This window comes from Pantoea sp. ABR1s, from assembly GCF_057812235.1.
In genome coordinates this window covers 1,210,581-1,232,294 of record NZ_CM173823.1, presented here as the reverse complement: position 1 = coordinate 1,232,294, position 21,714 = coordinate 1,210,581, and the positions used below count along the sequence as shown (strand labels likewise).

At 57.6% G+C, this 21,714-nt stretch carries 22 protein-coding genes; 3 read left to right on the top strand and 19 right to left on the bottom strand.

Annotation, left to right across the window (positions count from 1 at the left end; genetic code table 11):
• Nucleotides 1-32: 32 nt before the first annotated feature.
• A complete protein-coding gene (gene fabB / locus ACXKZD_RS05815; protein WP_010257968.1) occupies nucleotides 33-1,253 on the bottom strand; it encodes a beta-ketoacyl-ACP synthase I in 1,221 nt (406 codons plus the stop codon).
• A gap of 154 nt (nucleotides 1,254-1,407) precedes the next feature.
• On the opposite strand from fabB, the gene mnmC reads away from it, so the two are divergent.
• A complete protein-coding gene (mnmC, locus tag ACXKZD_RS05810) occupies nucleotides 1,408-3,414 on the top strand; it encodes a bifunctional tRNA (5-methylaminomethyl-2-thiouridine)(34)-methyltransferase MnmC2/FAD-dependent 5-carboxymethylaminomethyl-2-thiouridine(34) oxidoreductase MnmC1 (RefSeq protein ID WP_311979144.1) in 2,007 nt (668 codons plus the stop codon).
• Nucleotides 3,415-3,447: 33 nt separating this feature from the next.
• On the opposite strand, the gene ACXKZD_RS05805 is transcribed toward mnmC, so the two are convergent.
• Genes ACXKZD_RS05805 through prmB form a run of 6 tightly spaced genes read right to left on the bottom strand, consistent with a single transcriptional unit; the run spans nucleotide 3,448 to nucleotide 8,034 of the window.
• Entirely contained in the window at nucleotides 3,448-3,732 is a 285-nt protein-coding gene (locus ACXKZD_RS05805; protein ID WP_010257960.1) for a YfcL family protein, read from the bottom strand.
• A gap of 32 nt (nucleotides 3,733-3,764) precedes the next feature.
• On the bottom strand, nucleotides 3,765-4,310 hold the full coding sequence (locus ACXKZD_RS05800; protein ID WP_003854284.1) for an elongation factor P hydroxylase: 546 nt from the start codon (nucleotides 4,308-4,310) through the stop codon (nucleotides 3,765-3,767).
• A 19-nt stretch (nucleotides 4,311-4,329) separates the two neighbouring features.
• Complete coding sequence (locus tag ACXKZD_RS05795) at nucleotides 4,330-5,133, bottom strand: sulfite exporter TauE/SafE family protein (protein WP_010257955.1); 804 nt, start codon at nucleotides 5,131-5,133, stop codon at nucleotides 4,330-4,332.
• An 8-nt stretch (nucleotides 5,134-5,141) separates the two neighbouring features.
• Nucleotides 5,142-5,966, bottom strand: a complete 825-nt coding sequence (gene mepA / locus ACXKZD_RS05790; RefSeq protein ID WP_010257953.1) for a penicillin-insensitive murein endopeptidase — start codon at nucleotides 5,964-5,966, stop codon at nucleotides 5,142-5,144.
• 4 nt (nucleotides 5,967-5,970) lie between these two features.
• Complete coding sequence (gene aroC / locus ACXKZD_RS05785; protein WP_010257950.1) at nucleotides 5,971-7,056, bottom strand: chorismate synthase; 1,086 nt, start codon at nucleotides 7,054-7,056, stop codon at nucleotides 5,971-5,973.
• 45 nt (nucleotides 7,057-7,101) lie between these two features.
• Nucleotides 7,102-8,034 carry a 50S ribosomal protein L3 N(5)-glutamine methyltransferase gene (gene prmB / locus ACXKZD_RS05780; protein ID WP_158131530.1) on the bottom strand — a complete coding sequence of 311 codons (933 nt, stop codon included), beginning with the start codon at nucleotides 8,032-8,034 and terminating at the stop codon, nucleotides 7,102-7,104.
• A 159-nt stretch (nucleotides 8,035-8,193) separates the two neighbouring features.
• Between prmB and smrB the strand changes: the two genes are divergently transcribed.
• A complete protein-coding gene (smrB, locus tag ACXKZD_RS05775; RefSeq protein WP_010257944.1) occupies nucleotides 8,194-8,742 on the top strand; it encodes an endonuclease SmrB in 549 nt (182 codons plus the stop codon).
• 29 nt (nucleotides 8,743-8,771) lie between these two features.
• Here the strand turns inward: smrB and sixA are convergent, their stop codons facing one another.
• From sixA to ACXKZD_RS05755, 4 genes are all read right to left on the bottom strand, one after another.
• Nucleotides 8,772-9,254, bottom strand: a complete 483-nt coding sequence (gene sixA / locus ACXKZD_RS05770; RefSeq protein ID WP_010257941.1) for a phosphohistidine phosphatase SixA — start codon at nucleotides 9,252-9,254, stop codon at nucleotides 8,772-8,774.
• Between the two features lie 224 nt (nucleotides 9,255-9,478).
• On the bottom strand, nucleotides 9,479-11,575 hold the full coding sequence (gene fadJ, locus ACXKZD_RS05765) for a fatty acid oxidation complex subunit alpha FadJ (RefSeq protein WP_122457996.1): 2,097 nt from the start codon (nucleotides 11,573-11,575) through the stop codon (nucleotides 9,479-9,481).
• Entirely contained in the window at nucleotides 11,575-12,885 is a 1,311-nt protein-coding gene (fadI, locus tag ACXKZD_RS05760) for an acetyl-CoA C-acyltransferase FadI (RefSeq protein WP_033767497.1), read from the bottom strand. The genes fadJ and fadI overlap by 1 nt, the downstream gene beginning before the upstream one ends.
• 158 nt (nucleotides 12,886-13,043) lie before the next feature.
• Complete coding sequence (locus ACXKZD_RS05755) at nucleotides 13,044-13,340, bottom strand: YfcZ/YiiS family protein (protein WP_010671435.1); 297 nt, start codon at nucleotides 13,338-13,340, stop codon at nucleotides 13,044-13,046.
• A gap of 358 nt (nucleotides 13,341-13,698) precedes the next feature.
• Between ACXKZD_RS05755 and fadL the strand changes: the two genes are divergently transcribed.
• Nucleotides 13,699-14,982 (top strand): long-chain fatty acid transporter FadL, encoded by a 1,284-nt coding sequence (fadL, locus tag ACXKZD_RS05750; protein WP_010671434.1) that lies wholly within the window; start codon nucleotides 13,699-13,701, stop codon nucleotides 14,980-14,982.
• A gap of 136 nt (nucleotides 14,983-15,118) precedes the next feature.
• On the opposite strand, the gene mlaA is transcribed toward fadL, so the two are convergent.
• From mlaA to ACXKZD_RS05710, 8 genes are all read right to left on the bottom strand, one after another.
• A complete protein-coding gene (gene mlaA, locus ACXKZD_RS05745; RefSeq protein ID WP_022625091.1) occupies nucleotides 15,119-15,883 on the bottom strand; it encodes a phospholipid-binding lipoprotein MlaA in 765 nt (254 codons plus the stop codon).
• Between the two features lie 150 nt (nucleotides 15,884-16,033).
• Nucleotides 16,034-17,245, bottom strand: coding sequence for a c-type cytochrome biogenesis protein CcmI (ccmI, locus tag ACXKZD_RS05740; protein ID WP_324700725.1), 1,212 nt, complete (start codon nucleotides 17,243-17,245; stop codon nucleotides 16,034-16,036).
• Entirely contained in the window at nucleotides 17,245-17,697 is a 453-nt protein-coding gene (locus tag ACXKZD_RS05735; RefSeq protein WP_029519443.1) for a cytochrome c-type biogenesis protein, read from the bottom strand. Before ACXKZD_RS05735 ends, ccmI begins: the two co-directional genes overlap by 1 nt.
• On the bottom strand, nucleotides 17,694-18,251 hold the full coding sequence (locus ACXKZD_RS05730) for a DsbE family thiol:disulfide interchange protein (protein WP_010257920.1): 558 nt from the start codon (nucleotides 18,249-18,251) through the stop codon (nucleotides 17,694-17,696). Before ACXKZD_RS05730 ends, ACXKZD_RS05735 begins: the two co-directional genes overlap by 4 nt.
• Nucleotides 18,248-20,206 carry a heme lyase CcmF/NrfE family subunit gene (locus ACXKZD_RS05725; RefSeq protein WP_488981933.1) on the bottom strand — a complete coding sequence of 653 codons (1,959 nt, stop codon included), beginning with the start codon at nucleotides 20,204-20,206 and terminating at the stop codon, nucleotides 18,248-18,250. Before ACXKZD_RS05725 ends, ACXKZD_RS05730 begins: the two co-directional genes overlap by 4 nt.
• A complete protein-coding gene (gene ccmE, locus ACXKZD_RS05720; protein WP_010671430.1) occupies nucleotides 20,203-20,688 on the bottom strand; it encodes a cytochrome c maturation protein CcmE in 486 nt (161 codons plus the stop codon). Before ccmE ends, ACXKZD_RS05725 begins: the two co-directional genes overlap by 4 nt.
• Nucleotides 20,685-20,918, bottom strand: coding sequence for a heme exporter protein CcmD (gene ccmD / locus ACXKZD_RS05715; RefSeq protein ID WP_060680658.1), 234 nt, complete (start codon nucleotides 20,916-20,918; stop codon nucleotides 20,685-20,687). The genes ccmE and ccmD overlap by 4 nt, the downstream gene beginning before the upstream one ends.
• Nucleotides 20,915-21,655: a heme ABC transporter permease gene (locus ACXKZD_RS05710; protein WP_010257913.1), complete on the bottom strand. Its 741-nt coding sequence runs from the start codon at nucleotides 21,653-21,655 to the stop codon at nucleotides 20,915-20,917. The genes ccmD and ACXKZD_RS05710 overlap by 4 nt, the downstream gene beginning before the upstream one ends.
• Between the last annotated feature and the right edge of the window lie 59 nt (nucleotides 21,656-21,714).

Genomic DNA, 21,714 nt, shown 5'->3' with positions numbered 1-21,714 from the left:
CAAGCCGGCCCTTCAGAGTGCTGACGTAATAATTACGCCTGATATTTACGCATGGTCAATGTGGCGTTGGTACCGCCAAAACCAAAGCTGTTAGACATCACGGTAGTCAGCTCTTTTTCCATCGGCTCAGTGACGATGTTCATACCGGTTGCTGCCGCATCAAGCGAGGTGATGTTGATGCTTGGCGCGATAAAACCATGCTCCAGCATCAGCAGCGAGTAGATCGCTTCCTGCACGCCAGCCGCACCCAGAGAGTGGCCGGTCATCGCTTTCGTTGCTGAAATGTATGGCGTGTTATCGCCAAACACTTCACGAATCGCACCCAGCTCTTTCACATCACCCACCGGGGTAGAGGTTCCGTGGCTGTTCAGATAGTCAATCGGGGTATCGACACCGTGCATCGCCATCTTCATGCAGCGCACTGCGCCTTCACCTGATGGAGCAACCATGTCTGCACCGTCTGAAGTGGCACCATAACCGACGATTTCGGCATAGATATGCGCACCACGTGCCAGCGCATGCTCCAGCTCTTCAACGACGACCATGCCACCGCCACCGGCGATAACAAAGCCGTCGCGCTCATTGTCATAAGTGCGTGACGCTTTTTCTGGCGTGTCGTTGTAACGGGTAGAGAGCGCGCCCATGGCGTCGAACTCACAGGCCATTTCCCAGCACAGCTCTTCGCCGCCGCCCGCAAAAACGATATCCTGTTTGCCAAGCTGGATCTGCTCAACGGCGTTACCGATACAGTGCGCAGAGGTGGCACAGGCGGAGCTAATCGAGTAGTTTACGCCATGAATTTTGAATGGCGTTGCGAGGCAGGCAGAGACGCCAGAGGCCATCGCTTTGGTGACAACATAAGGGCCAACCGCTTTCAGGCCGCGTGGGCTGCGCATTGCGTCAGCACCAAATACCTGGAAACGTGGGGAGCCGCCGCCTGAACCCGCAATCAGACCCACACGTGGGTTGCTCTGATACGCTTCAGCGCTGAGGCCAGAATCTTTAATCGCTTCTTCCATGGAAAGATAAGCATAGATGGACGCATCACTCATAAAGCGCACAACTTTGCGATCGATGAGGCCGGTGGTATCTAATTTAACGTTACCCCAGACGTGACTACGCATGCCGGAATCTTTCATCTCTTCAGAAAAGGTGATGCCAGAGCGTCCTTCACGCAGAGATGACAGCACCTCCTGCTGGTTATTACCAATACTGGAAACGATCCCTAAGCCAGTAATCACAGCACGTTTCATTCAATCTTCCTCATCCACTTCTTCTTAATTGGCATGCACTCTAGCGTACACTTGTACGCCGAACAAGTCCGATCAGCTATTTCCTTTTGTAAATTTGCGTCATGTCACGCGGGTCGCTAGAATCGCGCCACTGCCTGAAAAACGAGCCTTTACCGTGAAATTGACCCCGGTTGAACATGCAAAGCTAAACTGGAATGAACAGGGTACACCTGTTTCCCGAGCGTTTGGCGATGTCTATTTCTCTAATGACAACGGTCTGGAAGAGACACGCTATGTCTTCCTTGGCGGCAACGGTTTTCCCCAGCGTTTTACTGAGCATCCGCGCGATCTGCTGATCGTGGCGGAGAGCGGTTTTGGCACCGGTCTTAATTTCCTGACGCTGTGGCAGGCGTTCGATGCGTTTCAGCGCGAACAGCCCGACGCCACTTTAAAACGTCTGCATTTCATCAGCTTTGAGAAATTTCCGTTAACCCGTGAAGATTTAACCGCAGCGCAGCAGCACTGGCCCGAACTGGCCCCCTGGGCGGAGGCGCTGCAGGCGCAGTGGCCCGCTGCCCTGCCCGGCTGTCAGCGTCTGCTGTTTGATGGCGGCCGCATCACGCTCGACCTGTGGCTGGGCGATATTAACCTGCTGATGGGCCAGCTGGATGAGAGCCTGAATCGTCAGGTAGATGCCTGGTTTTTGGATGGGTTCGCGCCCTCAAAGAACCCGGATATGTGGACGCCGGAGCTGTTCGGCATGATGGCAAAACTGGCGCGGCCGCAGGGGACCTTCGCGACTTTTACGGCTGCAGGTATTGTCCGGCGCGGTCTGCAGCAGGCGGGCTTTGCGGTCATCCGCCGCAAAGGATTTGGTCCGAAGCGCGAAATGCTATGCGGGCCGTTGCAGGATGCGCCTCCGCTGCCCGCCGCACAGCCCTGGTATCATCGTCAGGCTGCGGAGCAGCGTGATGTAGCCCTGATTGGCGGCGGCGTCGCGAGTGCCACCCTGGCGCTGGCGCTGCTGCGTCGCGGCTGGCGGGTAACGCTTTATTGCGCCGATGAGGCGCCCGCGCTGGGCGCATCCGGCAACCGTCAGGGAGCGCTCTATCCGCTGCTCAATCAGCACGACCCGGCACTTGCCACTTTTTTCCCCTCGGCATTCAGCTTTGCCCGGCGGCTCTATGATCAATTAACCGTCACCTATGAGCATCACTGGAGCGGTGTGCTGCAGCTGGGCTGGGATGAGAAAAGCCGTAAGAAGATCGATCAGATGCTGGCGATGGACCTGCCTGAAATCATCGCCTGTGGCGTCGATGTGGCAGAAGCTGAAAAACTGGCAAATGTTGAACATGGCTGTGGCGGCATTTTCTATCCGCAAGGCGGCTGGCTCTCACCGGCAGAGCTGACCACCGCGATGCTGGCGCATGGCGAGACCCAGGGATTGCGCATTCACTGGCTGCACCGGGTGAGCGCGCTTTCCCGTGAGGATGATCACTGGATGCTGACGTTCAGCGATCGTCCGGCGGTACGTCATCCGACCGTCGTACTGGCAAACGGTCATGCGATTGCTGACTTTGCGCAAAGCGCCCCGCTGCCGACCTATCCGGTGGCCGGTCAGGTAAGCCATGTTCCCTCCACGCCGGGCCTCAACGCGCTGCAAACGGTGCTCTGTTACGACGGCTATCTGACGCCTGTCAGCCCGCAGTTTGGTACGCACTGTATCGGGGCCAGCTATCACCGTGGCGATACCGCAACCGCGTATCGGGAGGAGGATCAGCAGGAGAACCGCAGCCGCCTGCTGCATTGCCTGCCTGACAGCAGCTGGGCCGAAACGGTGGATGTCAGTGACGGAGAGGCAAGAATGGGGGTGCGCTGCGCCACCCGGGATCACCTGCCGATGGTGGGCGGCGTGCCGGATTATGCTGCTACGCTGGCGCAGTATGCTGATTTACCGGCACAGCAGGCGGCAGGCGGCGATATCGCTGACGCACCCGATCTTGCGGGCTTGTATCTGTTTGGGGCGCTGGGATCGCGCGGCCTGTGCAGTGCGCCGCTGGCGGCCGAAGTGCTGGCAGCTCAGCTGGCGGGCGAGCCGCAACCTCTGGATGCCAGTACACTGGCAGCACTCAATCCGAATCGTTACTGGGTGAGGAAATTACTGAAGGGAAAAGCCGTTTAGCGGACGCTAAGGGCGGCACGCCGCCCTGCACCATTACGCGGAGAGCTGGCGGGCCTGAACAAACAGGTTATCCCACATCCCGACCACTAATGCCTGGTCGCGCGGCGAGAGTTCTCCGGCAGCTATGGCATTTTGCAGACTGCGGGTCACCTGAATCTGCAGCGCTTCTGGCGTATGTTCGCCCAGTTGCTCCACTTCAGCGACGGCCAGTGTCAGATGCCCGCGCAGATAACCGCTGGCGAACAGCTCATCGTCACTGGCATGCTCGACCATGTCGTCAATCAGGGCCAGAATACGCGCTTCAAATTCTGCGATCATCTCAATTCCTCTTTTAATAATGCCTTTCTGCATCACAGATCGTCCGGCCAGGGAAACTGCGATGCTGTTAATGAAGGCCTGCCATAAAATTCCGCCAGGGCGGTAATAAAACGCGCGGGACGGTCGGGAATGCCCGACGTCAGATAGCTCATGACCTGAGCATGCACTTTACGCTGGAACGCAATGCGATCCGGCTCACAATCCCCGTCGAGATTGTCACAACTCACGTTGAAGGGAAAGCCTGCCGCCGTACAAAACATCCACTCCAGCGCCTGTGGCTTCACTTCCACCGCTTCAAACTGACTCTGGGTCAGCGCATCGCGGCCATCCGGACAGTACCAGTAGCCAAAATCGACCAGTTTGCGGCGCGCTTCACCGGCGATGCACCAGTGAGAGATCTCATGCAGGGCGCTGGCGTAGAAGCCGTGAGCAAAGACCACACGATTCCACGGCGATTCAGCATCAGCAGGAAGATAGATCGGTTCATCATCGCCTTTAATTAGACGGGTCTGAAATTCATCGCTGAAACAGCGATCAAACAGCGTGATCAGCTGTTCATAATGATGAGTCGGGTTCATGACGGTATCAGGTTTTAGGTTACGATTGCAGCGTGGCAAGCCAGGCCATAACGGCGCTGCCATGGCTGTCCCACAGTAATTTAATGCTCATGACGGCAGACACAATCACCACCATCGGGCGGATCAGCTTCTGTCCGCGGCTCAGCACCAGTCTTGCGCCCAGACGCGCGCCGCAGAAAGCGCCGAGCATCATGATCAGGCCGGTTCCCCACACTACTTTGCCGCCGAACATAAAGAACAGCAGGCTGCCGAGGTTCGAGGTGAAGTTGAGGACCTTGGCATGGGCGGTCGCTTTGGCAAGGTTGTAGCCGCAGAGCGTGACGAAAGCCAGCGCATAAAAAGATCCTGCGCCCGGTCCGAAAAATCCGTCATAAAATCCCACTGCCCCGCCGCCGACCAGTGCAAAGGCCAGACCATGCAGACGGCGCGCGCGATCCACTTCGCCGAGTCGCGGCATCAGCAGGAACCACAGACCGATAGCGATTAAAAACAGCGGCAGCATCTGGCGCAGAAAGTCTGCCTGCAAGCGCTGAATCAGTATCGCGCCCAGCACGGAACCCAGCAGCGTCATGGCAATGTTCAGCCACTGTTCATTAAGATTGACCGCACCACGCCGGATAAAGTAGAGACTGGCGGAAAACGATCCACCGACCGATTGCAGTTTATTGGTCGCCAGCGCCTGGGCCGGAGAGAGGCCCGCCGCCAGCAACGAAGGTACCGTAAGTAATCCCCCGCCACCCGCGATTGAATCAATAAAACCGGCGAGCATGGCGATTAAAAACAGCAGCCCGACGAGCAGCGGGCTGACCACAAACCAATCCATGGAATCCCTTACAGTAGATGTTTATCCAGCAGGGCCTGACAGGCAGGCGGTAATGGCGGCGGCTCACGTTTCACCGGCGCGCCCGAGCCAGGCTGTTTTGGCAGGAACCAGCTCTGCAGCTCTGCGCCACAGCCATCGCCAGCAGGCGGTGCAGGCTGATCTTCACAGCCGATACTGCCCGCCGGGCAGCGCAGGCGCACATGCATATGGGCCCGGTGAGCAAACCACGGGCGCACTTTACGCAGCCAGTCACGATCGTTACCTGCATCGGCACAAAGCTGCTTTTTAATCGCCGGATTGACGAAGATGCGTGTCACATCATCATCTTTGGCGGCCAGTTTAATCAGGCTATCAATTTCCGGCTGCCAGTGGCGCGCAATCACATTTTTGTCACCCGGCCCGACCAGATCGAGCGGCTGCGGCTTCAGCAGTTGCTGGGCGCTCCAGCGGGTTTTCGGCAGTTGCAGCCAGATATCGACATCCAGTCCGGTCTGATGGCTGGCGTGACCACTGCTGAAACGTCCGCCTGCTGCCATGCCCATGTCACCAATCAGCACGTTGCCCAGTTGCAGGTTATGCACCTGCGTACTGAGACGCTGAATAAACTGAATCAGATCGGGATGACCAAAGTAGCGCCGCTGATCCTGACGCATCACCTGATAGTGCGGTGAATTCAGCGGCAGCGCCTCGGCGCCAACAATACAGCCGTTGGCAAAGCCGCCGATTGACTGCGGTGCACCGGTAATCGGCTGCTGGATGCGTTGCCACGGCGTCGCCGCCAGGCTGGAGGCGCTGATCAACAGCGCACTCAGGGTAAGCAGAAGAGCCTTCATGGCATCACCAGCGCGGTACGGAGCTGTTAACGTCACCGTTCTGCGCCCGCTGGCGCAGCAGATGATCCATCAGGACGATCGCCATCATCGCCTCGGCGATCGGCACTGCGCGGATCCCGACGCAGGGATCGTGGCGGCCTTTGGTGATCATCTCCACTTCTTCGCCGTCGCGGGTAATGGTTTTACCCGGCACGGTGATGCTGGAGGTTGGTTTCATCGCCAGATTGGCGCTGATGGTCTGGCCGCTGCTGATGCCGCCCAGAATCCCCCCGGCGTGGTTGCTCTGGAAACCATCGTGGCGGATCTCGTCGCGATGCTGGCTGCCGCGCTGGTTAACCACCGCAAAGCCGTCGCCGATTTCAACGCCTTTAACGGCATTGATGCTCATCAGCGCATGTGCCAGATCGGCATCCAGCCGGTCAAATACCGGCTCGCCCAGGCCTGGCGGCACGTGATCTGCCATGACCGTGACTTTGGCGCCAATGGAGTCGCCCTCTTTTTTCAGGCCGCGCATCAGTTCATCCAGCGCCTCCAGCTTGTCCGCATCCGGGCAGAAGAACGGATTCTCTTCCACGATGCTCCAGTCTTTCAGCTCACAGGCGATGTCACCAATCTGTGACAGATAGCCGCGCACCACGACACCGTGTTTCATCTGCAGGTATTTCTTGGCAATCGCACCGGCCGCCACGCGCATCGCGGTTTCGCGCGCCGACGAGCGGCCACCGCCACGGTAGTCGCGCTGACCATATTTCTGCTCGTAGGTGTAATCAGCATGGCCCGGACGGAAGAGATCTTTGATAGCGCCGTAATCCTGCGAACGCTGATCGGTATTTTCAATCAGCAGGCCAATCGAAGTACCGGTGGTCACACCCTCAAAGACGCCGGACAAAATTTTCACCTGATCCGGCTCGCGGCGCTGCGTGGTATAGCGCGATGTGCCAGGACGACGGCGATCGAGGTCATGCTGAATATCCGCTTCGGTCAGCGGGATGCCTGGCGGCACGCCGTCAACGATACAGCCCAGCGCAAGCCCATGGGACTCGCCAAAGGTCGTTACTCGAAAAAATTGCCCGATGCTGTTTCCGGCCATGCTATTTCCTTCTCAGGGTTCGGCGGGCGATGCTTCGCCCCACTTTTAGTCTTTGTAAAAAGAGAAATGGTGTTTTGCGTCGACAATCTGCTGGCGCGTCAGCGTAAAGACGCCATCACCGCCGTTGTCGAATTCCAGCCAGGTAAAGGGCACGTCGGGATACTGCTCGATCATGTGCACCATGCTGTTGCCCACTTCGCAGACCAGTACGCCCTGCTCGCTGAGATAATCCGGTGCACAGGCCAGAATGCGGCGTACCAGCTTCAGGCCGTCGCTGCCTGCCGCCAGCCCGAGCTCTGGTTCGTGGCGATATTCGTTCGGCAGATCATCCATATCTTCCGCATCAACATACGGCGGATTGGTGACGATCAGATCATATTTCAGCGGTGGCAGTTCGCGGAACAGGTCAGCGCGAATCGGCGTAACCTGATGAATCAGGCCATGTTCTTCAATGTTCTGCTCGGCAACCGCCAGCGCACCGGTAGAGATATCCACCGCGTCCACCTCCGCTTCCGGGAAGGCATAGGCGCAGGCAATCGCGATGCAGCCGCTGCCGGTACACATATCCAGAATATGATGAGGTGGCGTGCTGACCAGACCGGCAAAGCGGTTCTCAATCAGTTCGCCAATCGGTGAACGCGGCACCAGCACGCGCTCATCAACAAAGAACTCGTGGCCGCAGAACCAGGCTTTATTAGTAAGATAGGCGACCGGAATGCGCTCGTTAACGCGACGAATGACGCGCTCAACGATCAGAAGACGTTCGCTGGCGGTCAGACGCGCATTGCGCATATCTTCAGGAATATCCAGCGGCAGCCAGAGTGACGGCAGGACCAGTTGAACGGCTTCGTCCCAGGGATTGTCTGTGCCATGTCCGTACCAGATTCCGGCAGCGGAAAAGCGGCTGACCGCCCAGCGCAGCATGTCCTGAATGGTGTGCAGCTCGCTCACTGCCTCATCGACGAAAATTTTGTCCACGTAGCCCTCCGCAGGCCTTTTGCTAAATCGGCCAGTAGTGTGCCATGAAGCCGGGGAGAATTCAGCGCAGCGAGGTGAAAAAGCTGACATTTAATGACGCTTAACGGTAAGGTATCGGCTCTGCTGTGTGACAGCCTTTTCTGATATGACTGACCTGCCATGAGTAAAAAAACACCACTAAGCCCGGATGACCAGGCGCTATTTCGCCAGTTGATGACGGGTACACGCCAGTTAAAACAGGACACGTTTGTCCACAAAGCGCCGGTTAAAACCCGCCACATACCGGTAAAGCGTCTGCTTTCAGAGCAGGCGGACAACAGTCATTACTTTTCGGATGAGTTTCAGCCGCTGCTCTCAACGGAAGGTGCTACCCGTTATGTGCGCGCCGATGTCAGCCATTTTGAGCTGAAAAAATTACGTCGTGGCGACTATACGCCGGAGATTTTCCTCGATCTGCACGGCTTAACGCAGCAGCAGGCCAAGCAGGAACTGGGGGCACTGATCGCCGCCTGCCGCCGTGAACATCTGTTCTGCGCCAGCGTCATGACCGGTCATGGAAAGCATATCCTGAAGCAGCAGACGCCGCTGTGGCTGGCCCAGCATCCGTGGGTGATGGCTTTTCATCAGGCACCCAAAATGTTCGGCGGTGACGCCGCGCTGCTGGTTTTGATTGAGATTGAGGAGTGGCAACCGCCTGAATTGCCCTGAGAGGGGCCGGAATGATCGGCCCACAGACGTCAGATTGCTTTAGCCAGCTTTTTGGGACTGACCTGCCACAGCAGTTTACCGGCACTCGCTGCGGGATCGAATTCCACGCAGGCAATAGCGGAAGTGGCGAACATTGGCGGTGCTTCCTGCGGGCACAGTTCAGAGACTAAATACCCCACCAACGGTAAATGTGAAATCACCAGAGCCGATTTCACCCCTTCATTCGCCAGGGCCTGCAGATAGCACCCGACCATCTCCGGATCGCCGCCCGGCGTTAATTCCGGCAGAACGTCCTGGCTTTCCGGCAGGGGAAAGGCTTCACGCACGGTCGCGAGCGTTTGCTGCGCGCGTAAATAGGGACTCACCAGGACACGCTCAATGTCCGGCGTCTGGCTGTTAAGCCAGTTGGCCATCTGACGTGATTCATTGCAGCCACATAAGGTTAAAGGCCTGACTGAATCACTGGCTGCTTCCAGAGCCGCATCGCCGTGACGCATGATAAAAACTTGCATAAAGCACCGCTGTTGTTTGTCGACATCGCCCGACGCGTAGCGCCTGACTCTTCACTCTGCGAATGAACGCTGTGTTTTACCCTAATGGCTTTAGTATAGTCAACCGGTTGTTTATTAAATAAGCACTTCTCAGAATCATGCTGCGCCGCACACTCTGGCGGCGCTTTTCTAAGCCGCTGAATCGGATTGGTTATTCCATTTTCAGCAGAAATGTAAAATTTCGTCTATTTTGCAGCCGCCTGAATGAGCGCCTCACAGGGTGTGAATCGTTCGCCATGCTGCTGCGCAAGCCGGGTTAATCTGTTGACCACGTCCGCCGCGCCCAGTTTGTCCATGTAGTGGAACGGGCCGCCTAAGAAAGGCGGAAAGCCGATGCCAAACACCGCACCGATATCCCCATCGCGGGCGCAGCGAACCACCTGCTCATCAAGACAGCGAGCCGCTTCGTTCAGCATCATCATCACGCAGCGTTCAGCAATCTGCGCTTCACTCTGCCTGGCCTGCGGCGAGATTTTCAGCAACGTATACAGCGAAGCGTCCGGTTTTTTACGCTGCCAGCGCGGCTGGTCATAGCGATAAAAGCCTTTACTGTTTTTACGTCCCTTGCGGCCATCTTTCAGCACCGCATCAAAAGCGGCTGGCGCGGCAAAGCGTTCACCATAAGCCTGATACAGGATGGGACTGATTTTGCTGCCAACGTCGATACCGACCTCATCCAGCAGCTGAATCGGGCCGACCGGAAAACCAAACTTCACCAGCGCCCGATCAATATGGTCAATCGGCTCGCCCTCCAGCAGGCAGCGCATCGCTTCATTTATATAGGGCGTCAGGATGCGGTTAACATAGAAGCCAGGCTTGTCCGCCACCACAATCGGAGTTTTACCCTGGCTGCGCGCCAGCGCCACAATCGTCACCAGCGTCGCGGTAGAGGTATTCAGATGAGGAATCACCTCCACCAGCGGCATTTTCTCTACCGGACTGAAATAGTGCAGCCCGATGACGTTCTCAGGACGCTGGGCGCCGGCGGCGATCGCCTCAATCGGCAGCGAAGAGGTATTTGAGGCAAACAGCGTATGCGGCTGACAGTGTGCCTCCACTTCGCTGACCATCTGCTGCTTCAGGGCTAAATCTTCGAATACGGCTTCAATTACCACGTCGCGCTGTGAGAAGCCCTGATAATCGATGCCGCCCGTGATACGTGCCATCTGCTGCTGACGCTGTGCCGGAGTGAGCTGGCGGCGTTTAACCTTTTTGCTCAGCAGTTCCCAGCTGGTTTTCAGCGCATGGTTCACCCCTTCCAGGCTGATATCTTTAATGCGTACCGGCAACCCGGCGTTGATTGCAGTGACGCTGGCGATGCCGCCGCCCATCAGGCCGCCGCCGAGGATACCAACACGCTTAACGGTGCCGGGTTCCGCTTCACCGCCCCGCTCCTTTTTCATAGCCGTAGTCGCGAAAAAGATCCCGCGCAGCGCAACAGATTCTGGCGTCATCGCCAGCTCACCAAAAGCGCGTGCTTCAGCCTCATGTCCGGCCCGACTGCCCTGCTCCAGCCCGATGCGCACCACCTCAATAATGCGTTTTGCTGCCGGATAGTTACCCTGCGTTTTGGCTGCGGTCTGTCGGGTCGCCAGCGCAAACAGCGCCTGACGGCCAACCGGACCATGCAGCAGACGATCGCGCAGCGGCAGCGTTCGTCCACTAACCTTGCCCTTTTTCACCCGGGCAATGGCGGTCTCCAGCAGAATCGCCTGCGGCACCGCGTCATCGACCACGCCCAGCTTACGGGCCTGTTTCGCCCGCAGGGCTTTGCCGGTAAGAATCAGTGGCAGTGCCTGCTGCACGCCGATTAAGCGTGGCAGCCGCTGAGTGCCGCCAGAGCCAGGCAGTAAGCCGAGTTGCACTTCCGGCAAACCGAGGCGGGTTTTATCATCCAGCGAGCAGATACGGGCATCACAGGCCAGCGCCAGTTCCAGTCCGCCTCCCAGGCAGGCGCCGTGGATCGCCGCGACCACAGGGAACGGCAGCGCGTCGAGCGCAGCCATCACTTCCTGGCCCTGTTTTGCCAGCGCTTCGGCTTCCTGCGCGCTCTTACAGCGGTCAATCATGCTGATGTCTGCGCCCGCGATGAAGTTGTCCGCTTTACCGGAAATCAGCACCAGGCCAGCCAGTTGCGGATCGCGTCGCGCTTCCGCAATGATGGCGGTGATCTGCCCGGCAAATTCCGCTTTCAGGGTGTTCATCTTCTCACCAGGGACATCGATCGTAATGATGCCGACGTGATCCAGTCGCATCTTCAGATGAAACGCATTCTGCTCCATTATTCGGCCTCCAGAATCATTGCCGCACCCAGGCCGCCTGCCGCGCAGGCTGTTACCAGTCCTAACCCGCCACCGCGACGGCGTAATTCATTCAGCGTCTGGGTGATCATGCGCGCGCCCGTGGCGGCAAAAGGATGACCATAGGCGATCGATCCGCCCAGCACGTTAAAGCGCTCTTCATTCACTTCGCCCAGCGCGTGTGGCCGATTCAGCACCTCACGGGCAAAACGCTCGTCGCGAAACATGTGCAGGTTGCTCAGCGTCTGGGCAGCAAAAGCTTCATGCATATCGATCAGCGTCAGATCGGCCAGGGTTATGCCGGCGCGATCCAGTGCCAGTGGTGAAGCGTAAGCCGGGCCCAGCAGCATATCCTGCTGCACACCAATGGCGGTAAAGGCGTAGCTGCGCAGATAGCCCAGCGGCCTGATGCCCAGTTCACGGGCGCGGCCCTCGCGCATCAGAATCACTGCCGCCGCGCCGTCGGTGAGAGGCGTGCTGTTGGCCGCGGTGACGCTGCCGTGCTGGCGATCAAATGCCGGACGCAGTCGGGCGTAATCCTCCGCTTTGGCGTTCATCCGCACGTTATTGTCCTGATCGATGGCGCTTTTCCACGGCGGCACAAAGGCTGCCATGACTTCCTGATTCAGTACCCCGGATTGCCAGGCCCTTGCGGCATGCTGATGGGATCGCAGCGCCAGCGCATCCTGTGCTTCGCGCGTGATGCCGTGACTCTTAGCCATCTGCTCCGCAGTGTCGCCCATGCGCAGGCCGGTCGAATACTCCGCCACTGCGGGCGGGACCGGCAGCAGATCACGCGGGCGCAGACGCCGCAGGATGTGCAGTTTTTGACCGAAGCTGCGGGCTTTATTGAGATCCACCAACGCGCGGGCCAGCGTTTTACTGACCCCAATCGGCAACACCGACGAAGAGTCTGCGCCACCGGCAATACCGGCAGAGATGGTGCCCGCCAGCAGACTTTCTGCCACATTCGCTACCGCCTGAAAGCTGGTGGCGCAGGCACGGCTGACGCTGTAGGCATCGGTATGCACACTCAACCCGCTGCTTAATACAATTTCACGCGCAATGTTCGGCGCTTCCGGCATCTGCACCACCTGCCCAAAGACCAGTTGCTCGATCACCTCAGCCGGCAGTTCACTGCGCGCCATTAATTCGCTGACCACCATGCGTCCCAGCTCAATGGCGGGAATGCCATGGAAGCCGGTCGCCTGGCGTAAGAAAGGGGTGCGTAATCCGTGGGTTATTGCGATGCGTTCACCATCACGCGTCAGCAGCGGCTGCGCTTTGCTCATTGTTCTCACCTGTGGCTGGGACTGTGGCATCATTGCCTGAAGAGGTCTGACCTGATCAGTGTTAACCACAAGCGGGTGAGCCGCCAATATCGGAAGGGAAAAAGTGCGAAGGGAAACACGAAAATGAAAAACGCCGCAGTGACGCGGCGTAATGGGACTTAACGCAAACCGAGCTGAAAAATCATGGTTTCCGCCTGGCAGCTGAAGGTGAAATCGATATCCAGCTGCACTCCCTGATCCACTTCGCTGAAGCGCGATTCAATCAGACAGGGTTCTGATTCAACCTCGCGGGCACGTTCGGTCAGTTGCGCTAATTTCGCTTCCGCATCGGCACGCTGAGCAAACCATTCTGACCAGCTGGCGGTGCAATCGGTGTTATCCATTACCGTGCCGACATCAACACAACAACAGGCTGCGGTTTCGGTCGCACTGCATTTTTTAATGGCATCAGTCATTTCATTCTCCAGACCAGCAATTGCATAGGTTGAGCGATTTTATGGACGAAATCTTACCTGCTCGCTGAAAGATGCGCCACGCACCTGTTGCTAAGTGACGAATATCACAATAAAAATTGATCCAGAACAAACTGGAATGGTTATGCTGTCCAGGATCAGGGGCTTTTTGTTATGCAGATCGAATTTTAAGCGATCAAACCTGAAATATTTTAAAAACAATATTGCAACATGCACACAGGTCGGACCTATACTCTCCGCACTGGTCTGATATGTGCGCTTTACATCAGTCCCTACAATCCGCCGTCCTTTGTTACGCGACGTTATAGCGTTAAATAATAATTCACATGAGGTTGTGGTCATGAACCATAAAAACCTGTTTGCAAAGTCAGCCGTGGCGGCTGCAGTGGCGCTTGTCTCTTCCCACGTTTACGCTGCTGGGTTTCAGTTAAATGAATTCTCTTCGATTGGTTTAGGTCGCGCATATTCAGGCGAAGGGGCAATGGGTGATACCGCGGCGTCTGCCAGCCGTAACCCGGCGACAATGGCGTTAATGGATCGCCCGGAATTTTCTATCGGGGCTGTCTATATTGCGCCGGATGTAAATATCAGTGGTCGCAGTCCCAGTGGCCGCAGCCTGGATGCGAATAATATTGCCCCTAATCAGTGGGTACCCAATATTCATTACGTCCAGCCCATCAACGATCAGTGGTGGATTGGCGCATCTGCAACCTCAAACTACGGCTTAGCAACAGAGTTTAATAATGGCTACACCGCTGGCGGTTACGGCGGTAAAACTGACCTGATGACCGGCAATTTAAATCTCAGCACCGCTTATCGGTTTAATGAACATTTTAGTGCAGGCATCGGTTTTGATGCGGTTTACGCTAAAGCCAAAATTGAGCGTTATGCCGGTGAGTCAGGCGCGCGTCTGGGGGTTCCGGCTGATACGCAGGTTGCCCATCTGAAAGGCGATGAGTGGGGCTACGGCTGGAATGCTGGCATCCTGTATGAAGTGGATGAAAATAACCGCTTCGGCTTTACCTATCGTTCAGAAGTGAAAGTTGATTTTGATGGCGATTACAAAAGTAATCTCTCATCCCGGCTGAATGCGGTGAATAATCCGGAAGTGTCAGGCGTACCTTTTGGCACCAACGGCACCACCGTTCCTGGCGCGTTAACGCTGAATCTGCCAGAGATGTGGGAAGTGTCGGGCTGGCATAAAGTGGCACCGCAGTGGGCGGTTCACTACAGCATGGCTTACACCAGCTGGAGCCAGTTCCAGGAGCTGAAAGCCACTGGCTCTAACGGCCAGACGCTGTTCTATAAAGATGAAAGCTTCCACGATGCCTACCGCATTGCACTGGGCACAACCTATTCCTACGACAAGAACTGGACGTTCCGTACCGGTATTGCGTTTGATGACAGTCCGGTTCCGGCCGATAAGCGCTCTATCTCCATCCCGGACCAGGATCGTTTATGGCTGAGTGCCGGTACTTCTTACGCCTTTAACGATGATGCCTCGGTGGATTTAGGCATCTCTTATATGCACGGACAGAAAGTGACGGTGAAAGAAGGTCCTTATACCTTTACCTCTGAAGGCAAGGCCTGGCTCTACGGCGCGAACTTTAACTATAAGTTCTGACTGGCTGGTACGAACAAAAAGGGCGACTCTGGTGAGTCGCCCTTTTTTGTGGCCGTGGATCGCTTAATGGCTCAGCGAGGATACGCGCTGCGCAAAGAGGCAAAAACCGCCATCTCTGGCGGCGCATCGCGGGCGATTACTCGGCGTCAATATCCTTCAGGTCATCCTGAATCGCGGCTGCGTTAGGATTATCTTCCGGCTTGAGCTTGCCGCCGCGCGCCAGGAAGTCGTGACGCTGGAAGTAAGCATTACGGATAAAGGCGTACGGATCGCTCTGCTGTTTCAGGATTGCATCAGAGTCCAGCAGCTGCGCGCGGGTCTCAATCCCTTCAAGCGTCCATTTACCAATCGACATTGGCCAGGTCAGCCAGCCAAGGATCGGATAAAGCGTATCGACGTAGTCGCCGCCATCCTGACGCACCGTGAAGCTGCCGTAAGCAGGCAACTCAACGTAAGGCCCGTAGCCGACGCCATAGTGACCCAGCGTGGTACCGAAACGGTGCGGCTCTTCACGCGCCAGTTCCGGATTCGCCTTACCGGCAACGTCAATGAAACCGCCCAGTCCCAGCACGCTGTTCAGGAAGAAACGGGTAAAGTGCACACCCGCATCGCGCCCGTTGCCGACCAGGATGGCGTTGACCATGCTGGCAGGTTCTTCCAGGTTGCCGAGGAAGTTGCTCAGGCCGGTACGTGCCGGCACCGGCACATAATCACGCCAGGCCACAGCGACCGGACGCAATACATACGGATCCAGCACGTTGTAGTTAAAGTTAAACATCGTGCGGTTAAAGCCTTCGAACGGATCGCTGCGCTGAGCAGGATCGCTATTCGCCGGCTTTGAACTGGCACAACCTACCAGAAGGACGCTGGCGACAGCCAGGCTGGTCAGGCGATAATTCATTCCAATCTCCCTGTGCGGATGAAAAAGGTCTACCCATCGTTCAGGTCACAGCCCGGTATCGTATCGACTTACCCGATGAGCATAGCTGACTTTGTGCCAGAGGCAGCAGGCAATGGCACGCATCATCCTGAACGCGGTCAGTTGATGCGTTCAGGGAAGCTGCTGATTAATCTCTACCGCGATCGGCTGATGCCCATCCCAGGGCGTCACTGCGCTCAGGCCCAGCCAGTCACCCGGCCGGGGATTGGCGCTTCCGTCGCGGGAGATTCGCACCCGGACCTCGACCTGATGCTGCGCCGAAAGCAGGCGATCCGGCATCATGGCGTTGCTGTCATCCAGCGTCAGCGACAACGGGAAGTGACTGAGCGGCATCCGCTTAACAGCCACCGGCACCGGTGAAGCACCGTCAGAAACCGAAATATACAACACTCCGTCCTGCGGTAACATTTTTTCTGCCTTAGGTGCCAGCGTCACGGTCAGCGCCAGTTGACGACTCTGTTGCCCGGCGGCACTTCTGGCCTTTTCGATGCTGCGGGCGATCATCGCCTGTCGCGAATCACCGGCCGGCAACAGACCCAGCAGGGTCTGCCATGCGTCGATAGCCTGATCATATTGCTGCTGTCCGTAAGCATTAAATGCCAGCAGGCTCAGCGTACGCAGGTTTTGCGGATCCGCTTTTAGCAATGCCTGCAGCAGCAGTGACGCCTGACGGTTATCCTGCGGGTCGGGGGATCGCGTCAGGACTTCGGCATAATCCTGTTTTAGCGCCAGATCGTTGGGAGCAAGCTGTAGCGCATGCTCAAATGCCTGGCTGGCCGTATCGGCATTATTCAGCACCATGCCGAGCCGTCCCAGCATCGTCCAGTCAGCCAGATTATCCGGTTCCGTTTGCAACGCGGTACGCAATCCGAGCTGTAAACGCGCCAGCTCCTCCATGCTCAGCGGTTTAGCGCCAGGGTCCATCAGTCGGGCACGCAGCTCAGGATACGCCTGCTGCACCTGCTTCCAGCCCGTGAGCTGTGCCAGGCCACCGGTTTTCAGGTAAGTCCCCAGCGATACCCCAATCAGCACGATCAGGCCTGGCAGCAAAATCCAGCGACCGCTGCTGTGTGATTTCATCGTCTGTGCCGGTGGAATATCCGCCAGCAGTGTCTGCTGTAACTCCCGCTCCATCAGTGGACGCTCAGCGACGACGCCCTGATCTTCATCCTGTGCCAGCTCATCTATCCGCTGATGGTAGAAGCGCTGATTAAGGCGATCGCGATCGCCTGTGCTGGCCTGACGTTGCCGCCAGCCCGCCGCCAGGAACAGCGTACAGGCCGCCAGCAGTAACAGAAAAAGGGTAATCCAAAATGCACTCATTACGGCTTCCTGTCTGACTTCAGTAGCGCATTAAGACGCTGTTGCTCATCTTCATCCAGCTCACTGCGGGTTTTGCGCTGACGGCTGCGCAGGATAATCACCGCACCGCCCATCAGCGCAAACAGCGCCGGACCAGCCCACAAAACCAAAGTTGAGGGCGTGACCGGTGGCGAATAGCTGACGAAGTTGCCATAGCGCGCCACCATGTAGTCGATGATCTGCTGGCGACTCTGGCCCTGCTTCATCAGCTGATAAACTTTCAGCCGCATATCGGCGGCAATCATGGCGTTTGAGTCGGCGATGCTGTTGTTCTGGCACTTCGGACAGCGCAGTGAAGCGGTCAGATCGCGGTATTGTTCTTCCTGGGCCACCGAGTCAAATTGCAGCGTGTCGATGCTTGCCCATAGGTTGATGCTGAACAGCAGGCCGCACAGCAGTAACAGCATTCTCATGATCCCGCCTCCGCGCTGTATTTCACCCACAAGGGTTTCACTTCCTGATCCCAGACGCGCGCATTGAGATCGCCCGCGTGGCGATAACGGATGATCCCCTTACCGTCGATCAGAAAAGTTTCCGGCGCGCCATAGACGCCGAGATCCAGTCCCAGCATGCCGTTGCCATCATAGAGGCTCAGCGCGTAGGGGTTGCCCAGCGTATTCAGCCAGTTAACCGCCTTATGACGATCGTCTTTGTAGTTCAGCCCGACGACGCGAATGCCCTGCTCCGCCAGCGTATTCAGATACTGATGCTCGGCGCGACAGGTCGGACACCAGGTCGCCCAGACGTTCAGCAGTATCGGTTTACCATCCGTCAGCACGCGCTGGTCGTAGGTTTTGCCTGGCTGGTCGAGAGCTTCCAGCCGGAACAGCGGCACCGGCTTGCCGATCAGAGCGGATTCGAGACGGGTCGGATCGTCGCCATCGGCATTACGTGTCAGCTGCCACAGCAGCGCCGCCGCCAGCAACAGAAACAGCATCAGGGGAATAAACAGGATTTTCTTGTTCATGTCCGCTCCTCAATTCCCGCTTTTTTGCGCGAACGATAACGGGGATCAAACAGGCAGAACAGCCCACCCAGCGCCATCAGCGCGCCACCGAACCAGATCCAGCGGACAAAGGGTTTGTAGTAGATGCGCACGGCCCAGCCGCCATCCTCCAGCTCTTCGCCCAGCGCCGCATAGAGATCGCGGCTGAAACCCCCATCAATCGCCGCTTCGGTCATCATGGTGCGGGCGGCCGTATAAAAGCGTTTCTCTGCCTGCAGCGTCGCTTCATGTTTGCCGTTGCGCGTGACATCGATGATGCCCATGCCACCGCTGTAGTTAGGCCCCTGCAGATTCTGCACGCCGCGGAAGACAAAGTGATAGTGATGAATATCGATGCTATCACCCGCCTTCATCCGCACATCGCGTTCCACGCTGTACTGGGTGCTGAATGCAATACCGATCACCGTCACCCCTACCCCAAGATGGCCCAGTACCATGCCCCAGTGACTGCGCGACAGGTGACGTAAACCGGCAAAGAACGGATGACGGTGAGTGGCACGCTCATGCAGTTCCAGCAGCGTCAGCACGATAATCCAGAGTGACATCAGCAGGCCAACCACGGTCATCGCCTCAATGCGATCCTGCAGCCACCAGGGAATGATGACGGAACAGGCCAGGGTCGCGATCAGTGCCAGCGCCAGCCGCTTTGCCAGCTTCTGCGGCTCATCGCGACGCCAGCGCACCAGTGGCCCGATCCCCATCAGCAAAGCAAACGGCGCCATCAGCCAGCTGAACATCGTGTTGAAGAACGGCTCACCGACCGAAATGCTGCCCAGGCCCAGTTGCTTGTGCACCAGCGGCAACAACGTGCCGAGCAGAACCACCAGCATCGCGGCAATCAGCAGCACGTTATTACCCAGCAAAAACGATTCGCGCGACCAGGTTTCATTCTGCACCCGGCCACGTACCTGCCCGCCTTTAATTGCATAGAGCAGGAGCGAACTGCCGATAACAATCACCAGAAACGCGAGGATAAACATCCCGCGTGCCGGATCCGAGGCGAAGGAATGCACCGACACCAGTACCCCGGATCGCACCAGGAACGTCCCCAGCAGGCTCAGCGAAAACGCGGTAATCGCCAGCAGCACGGTCCAGGCCTTAAAGGTGCCTCGCTTTTCCGTGACCGCCAGCGAGTGCATCAGGGCGGTGCCTGCCAGCCACGGCATAAACGACGCATTTTCAACCGGGTCCCAGAACCACCAGCCGCCCCAGCCCAGCTCGTAATAGGCCCAGGCCGAGCCAAGGACAATACCAATCGTCAGAAAGACCCAGGCCGCAGTGGTCCAGGGACGCGACCAGCGCGCCCAGGCCGTATCCAGCCGTCCGGCCATCAGCGAGGCGATAGCAAAAGCAAACGCCACCGAAAAGCCGACATAACCCATATAGAGCAGCGGCGGATGGAAGATCAGGCCGATATCCTGCAGCATCGGATTCAGGTCGTGCCCGTCTATCGGAAAGTCCGGCAGCGTGCGGCCAAATGGATTCGAGGTCAGCAGGATAAACAGCAGGAAGCCGAGATTGATCATCCCCATGACCGCCAGCACGCGTGCCAGCGCATCCTGCGGCATACCGCGACTGAATATCGCCACCGCCAATGTCCAGGTGCTGAGCAGCAACACCCACAGCAGCAGCGATCCTTCATGCGCGCCCCAGGTGGCGGCGATGCGATAATAAATCGGCAGCAGGCTGTTGGAGTTTGTGACGACATAGGCAACGGTAAAATCGTTGCTGATAAAGGCCCAGACCAGCAGCGCGAAAGCCGCCGCGATGCAGATAAACAGACCGCAGGCCAGCGGACGCGCCATCGCCATCAGGCGGGCATCCTGGCGCACTGCGCCCCACAGCGGATAGCTGCTCAGCAGCAGGGAGAGTCCCAGTGCCAGGCAGAGCAGAAAAGTACCAATCTCGGGCATCATGATGATTTATTTCCCGCCTGATACAGCGACTGCGGGCCGGTGTGATTACTCTTCATCGCGTCTTCAATCTCCGGCGGCGTATATTTCTCATCATGTTTCGCCAGCACTTCTTTGGCGATTACCTGGTTGCCCGCCGCCAGCACGCCCTGTGCGACGACGCCCTGCCCTTCACGGAACAGATCCGGCAGGATGCCTTCAAAACTGACGCTGACCACGCCGCGGGCATCATAAAGTTTGAACGACACGGCAAGCGTATTCGGATCGCGCCGGACACTGCCGGGCATCACCATGCCGCCGACGCGCAGCCGCTGACCCGCTTCGGGCTTCTCGTGCGCTTCGCCTTTGCCGTAAAGGATTTCACCTGGGGTATAGAACAGATCGATGTTTGAGCGCAGCGCATACATCACCAGCGCGGTGGCCAGGCCGAGGCCGAGCAGAATCGCCACTGCCGCATAGAGGCGGTTGCGTCGACGGGTATTCACAATATCTCTCCTGCCGCTTCAGCCGCGGCTTTTTTAGATTTCGCTGCCCGGATGCGGCGTTCCCGCGCGTCGTGCTGGCGGATCTCAGCCAGCAGGCGGCGGCGCAGCAACAGGGTATGCAGCGTCAGCCCGACAAGCGGAATCAGCGTGCAGGCAACCGCCAGCCAGACATAGAAGGCGTAGCCCCCCATCTCAAAGAAAGCGTGCCAGGAGGAAAAGGCAGGTGTCATGCCTGCTCTCCCCGCTTCGCCACATCAATCGCCCAGGGACGATGACGTTCGGTTAACAGAATCAGGTTGCGCAGCCGCATCAGGGTCAGCGTGATAAACACCAGAAGATAACCGATGATTGCCCAGCGCAGCGGCGTTCGCATCACTGGCGCAATCGCCTGCTGGAGAATGCCCGACGAGCCCTGATGCAGGGTATTCCACCACTGTACTGAAAAGTGAATGATCGGCAGATTAACTACGCCGACCAGAATGAGAACACCCGCGGCCCGCCCTGCGGTGCGGCGGTCATCAAAAGCATGCCAGAGCGCAATCACGCCCATATAGAGGAACAGCAGCACCAGCTCCGAAGTGAGGCGCGCATCCCAGATCCACCAGGTCCCCCACATCGGCTTACCCCATGCGGATCCGGTGACCAGCGCAATAAAGGTAAAGACCGCGCCCACCGGTGCCATGGCGGCGGAAACCAGATCGGCCATTTTCATCTGCCACACCAGACCGATAAAGGCGGCGATGGCCATCGAGGCATAAATGCCCATCGACCACATCGCGGCGGGCACATGAATGTACATGATGCGGAAACTGTCGCCCTGCTGATAGTCAGCGGGAGCAAATCCAAAGCCCCAGGCCCAGCCCAGCAGCAACGCCGCCAGTCCTGAGATGGCGAACCACGGCACCAGTCGCCCCGAAAACTGATAGAGCCGTTCGGGCCTGGCCAGCTGATGTAACGCTTTCCACATATCAAATGCTCACATTAACGATAAAAGAGTGTTGCCGCGTCTTTTACGCGCGGTTATTT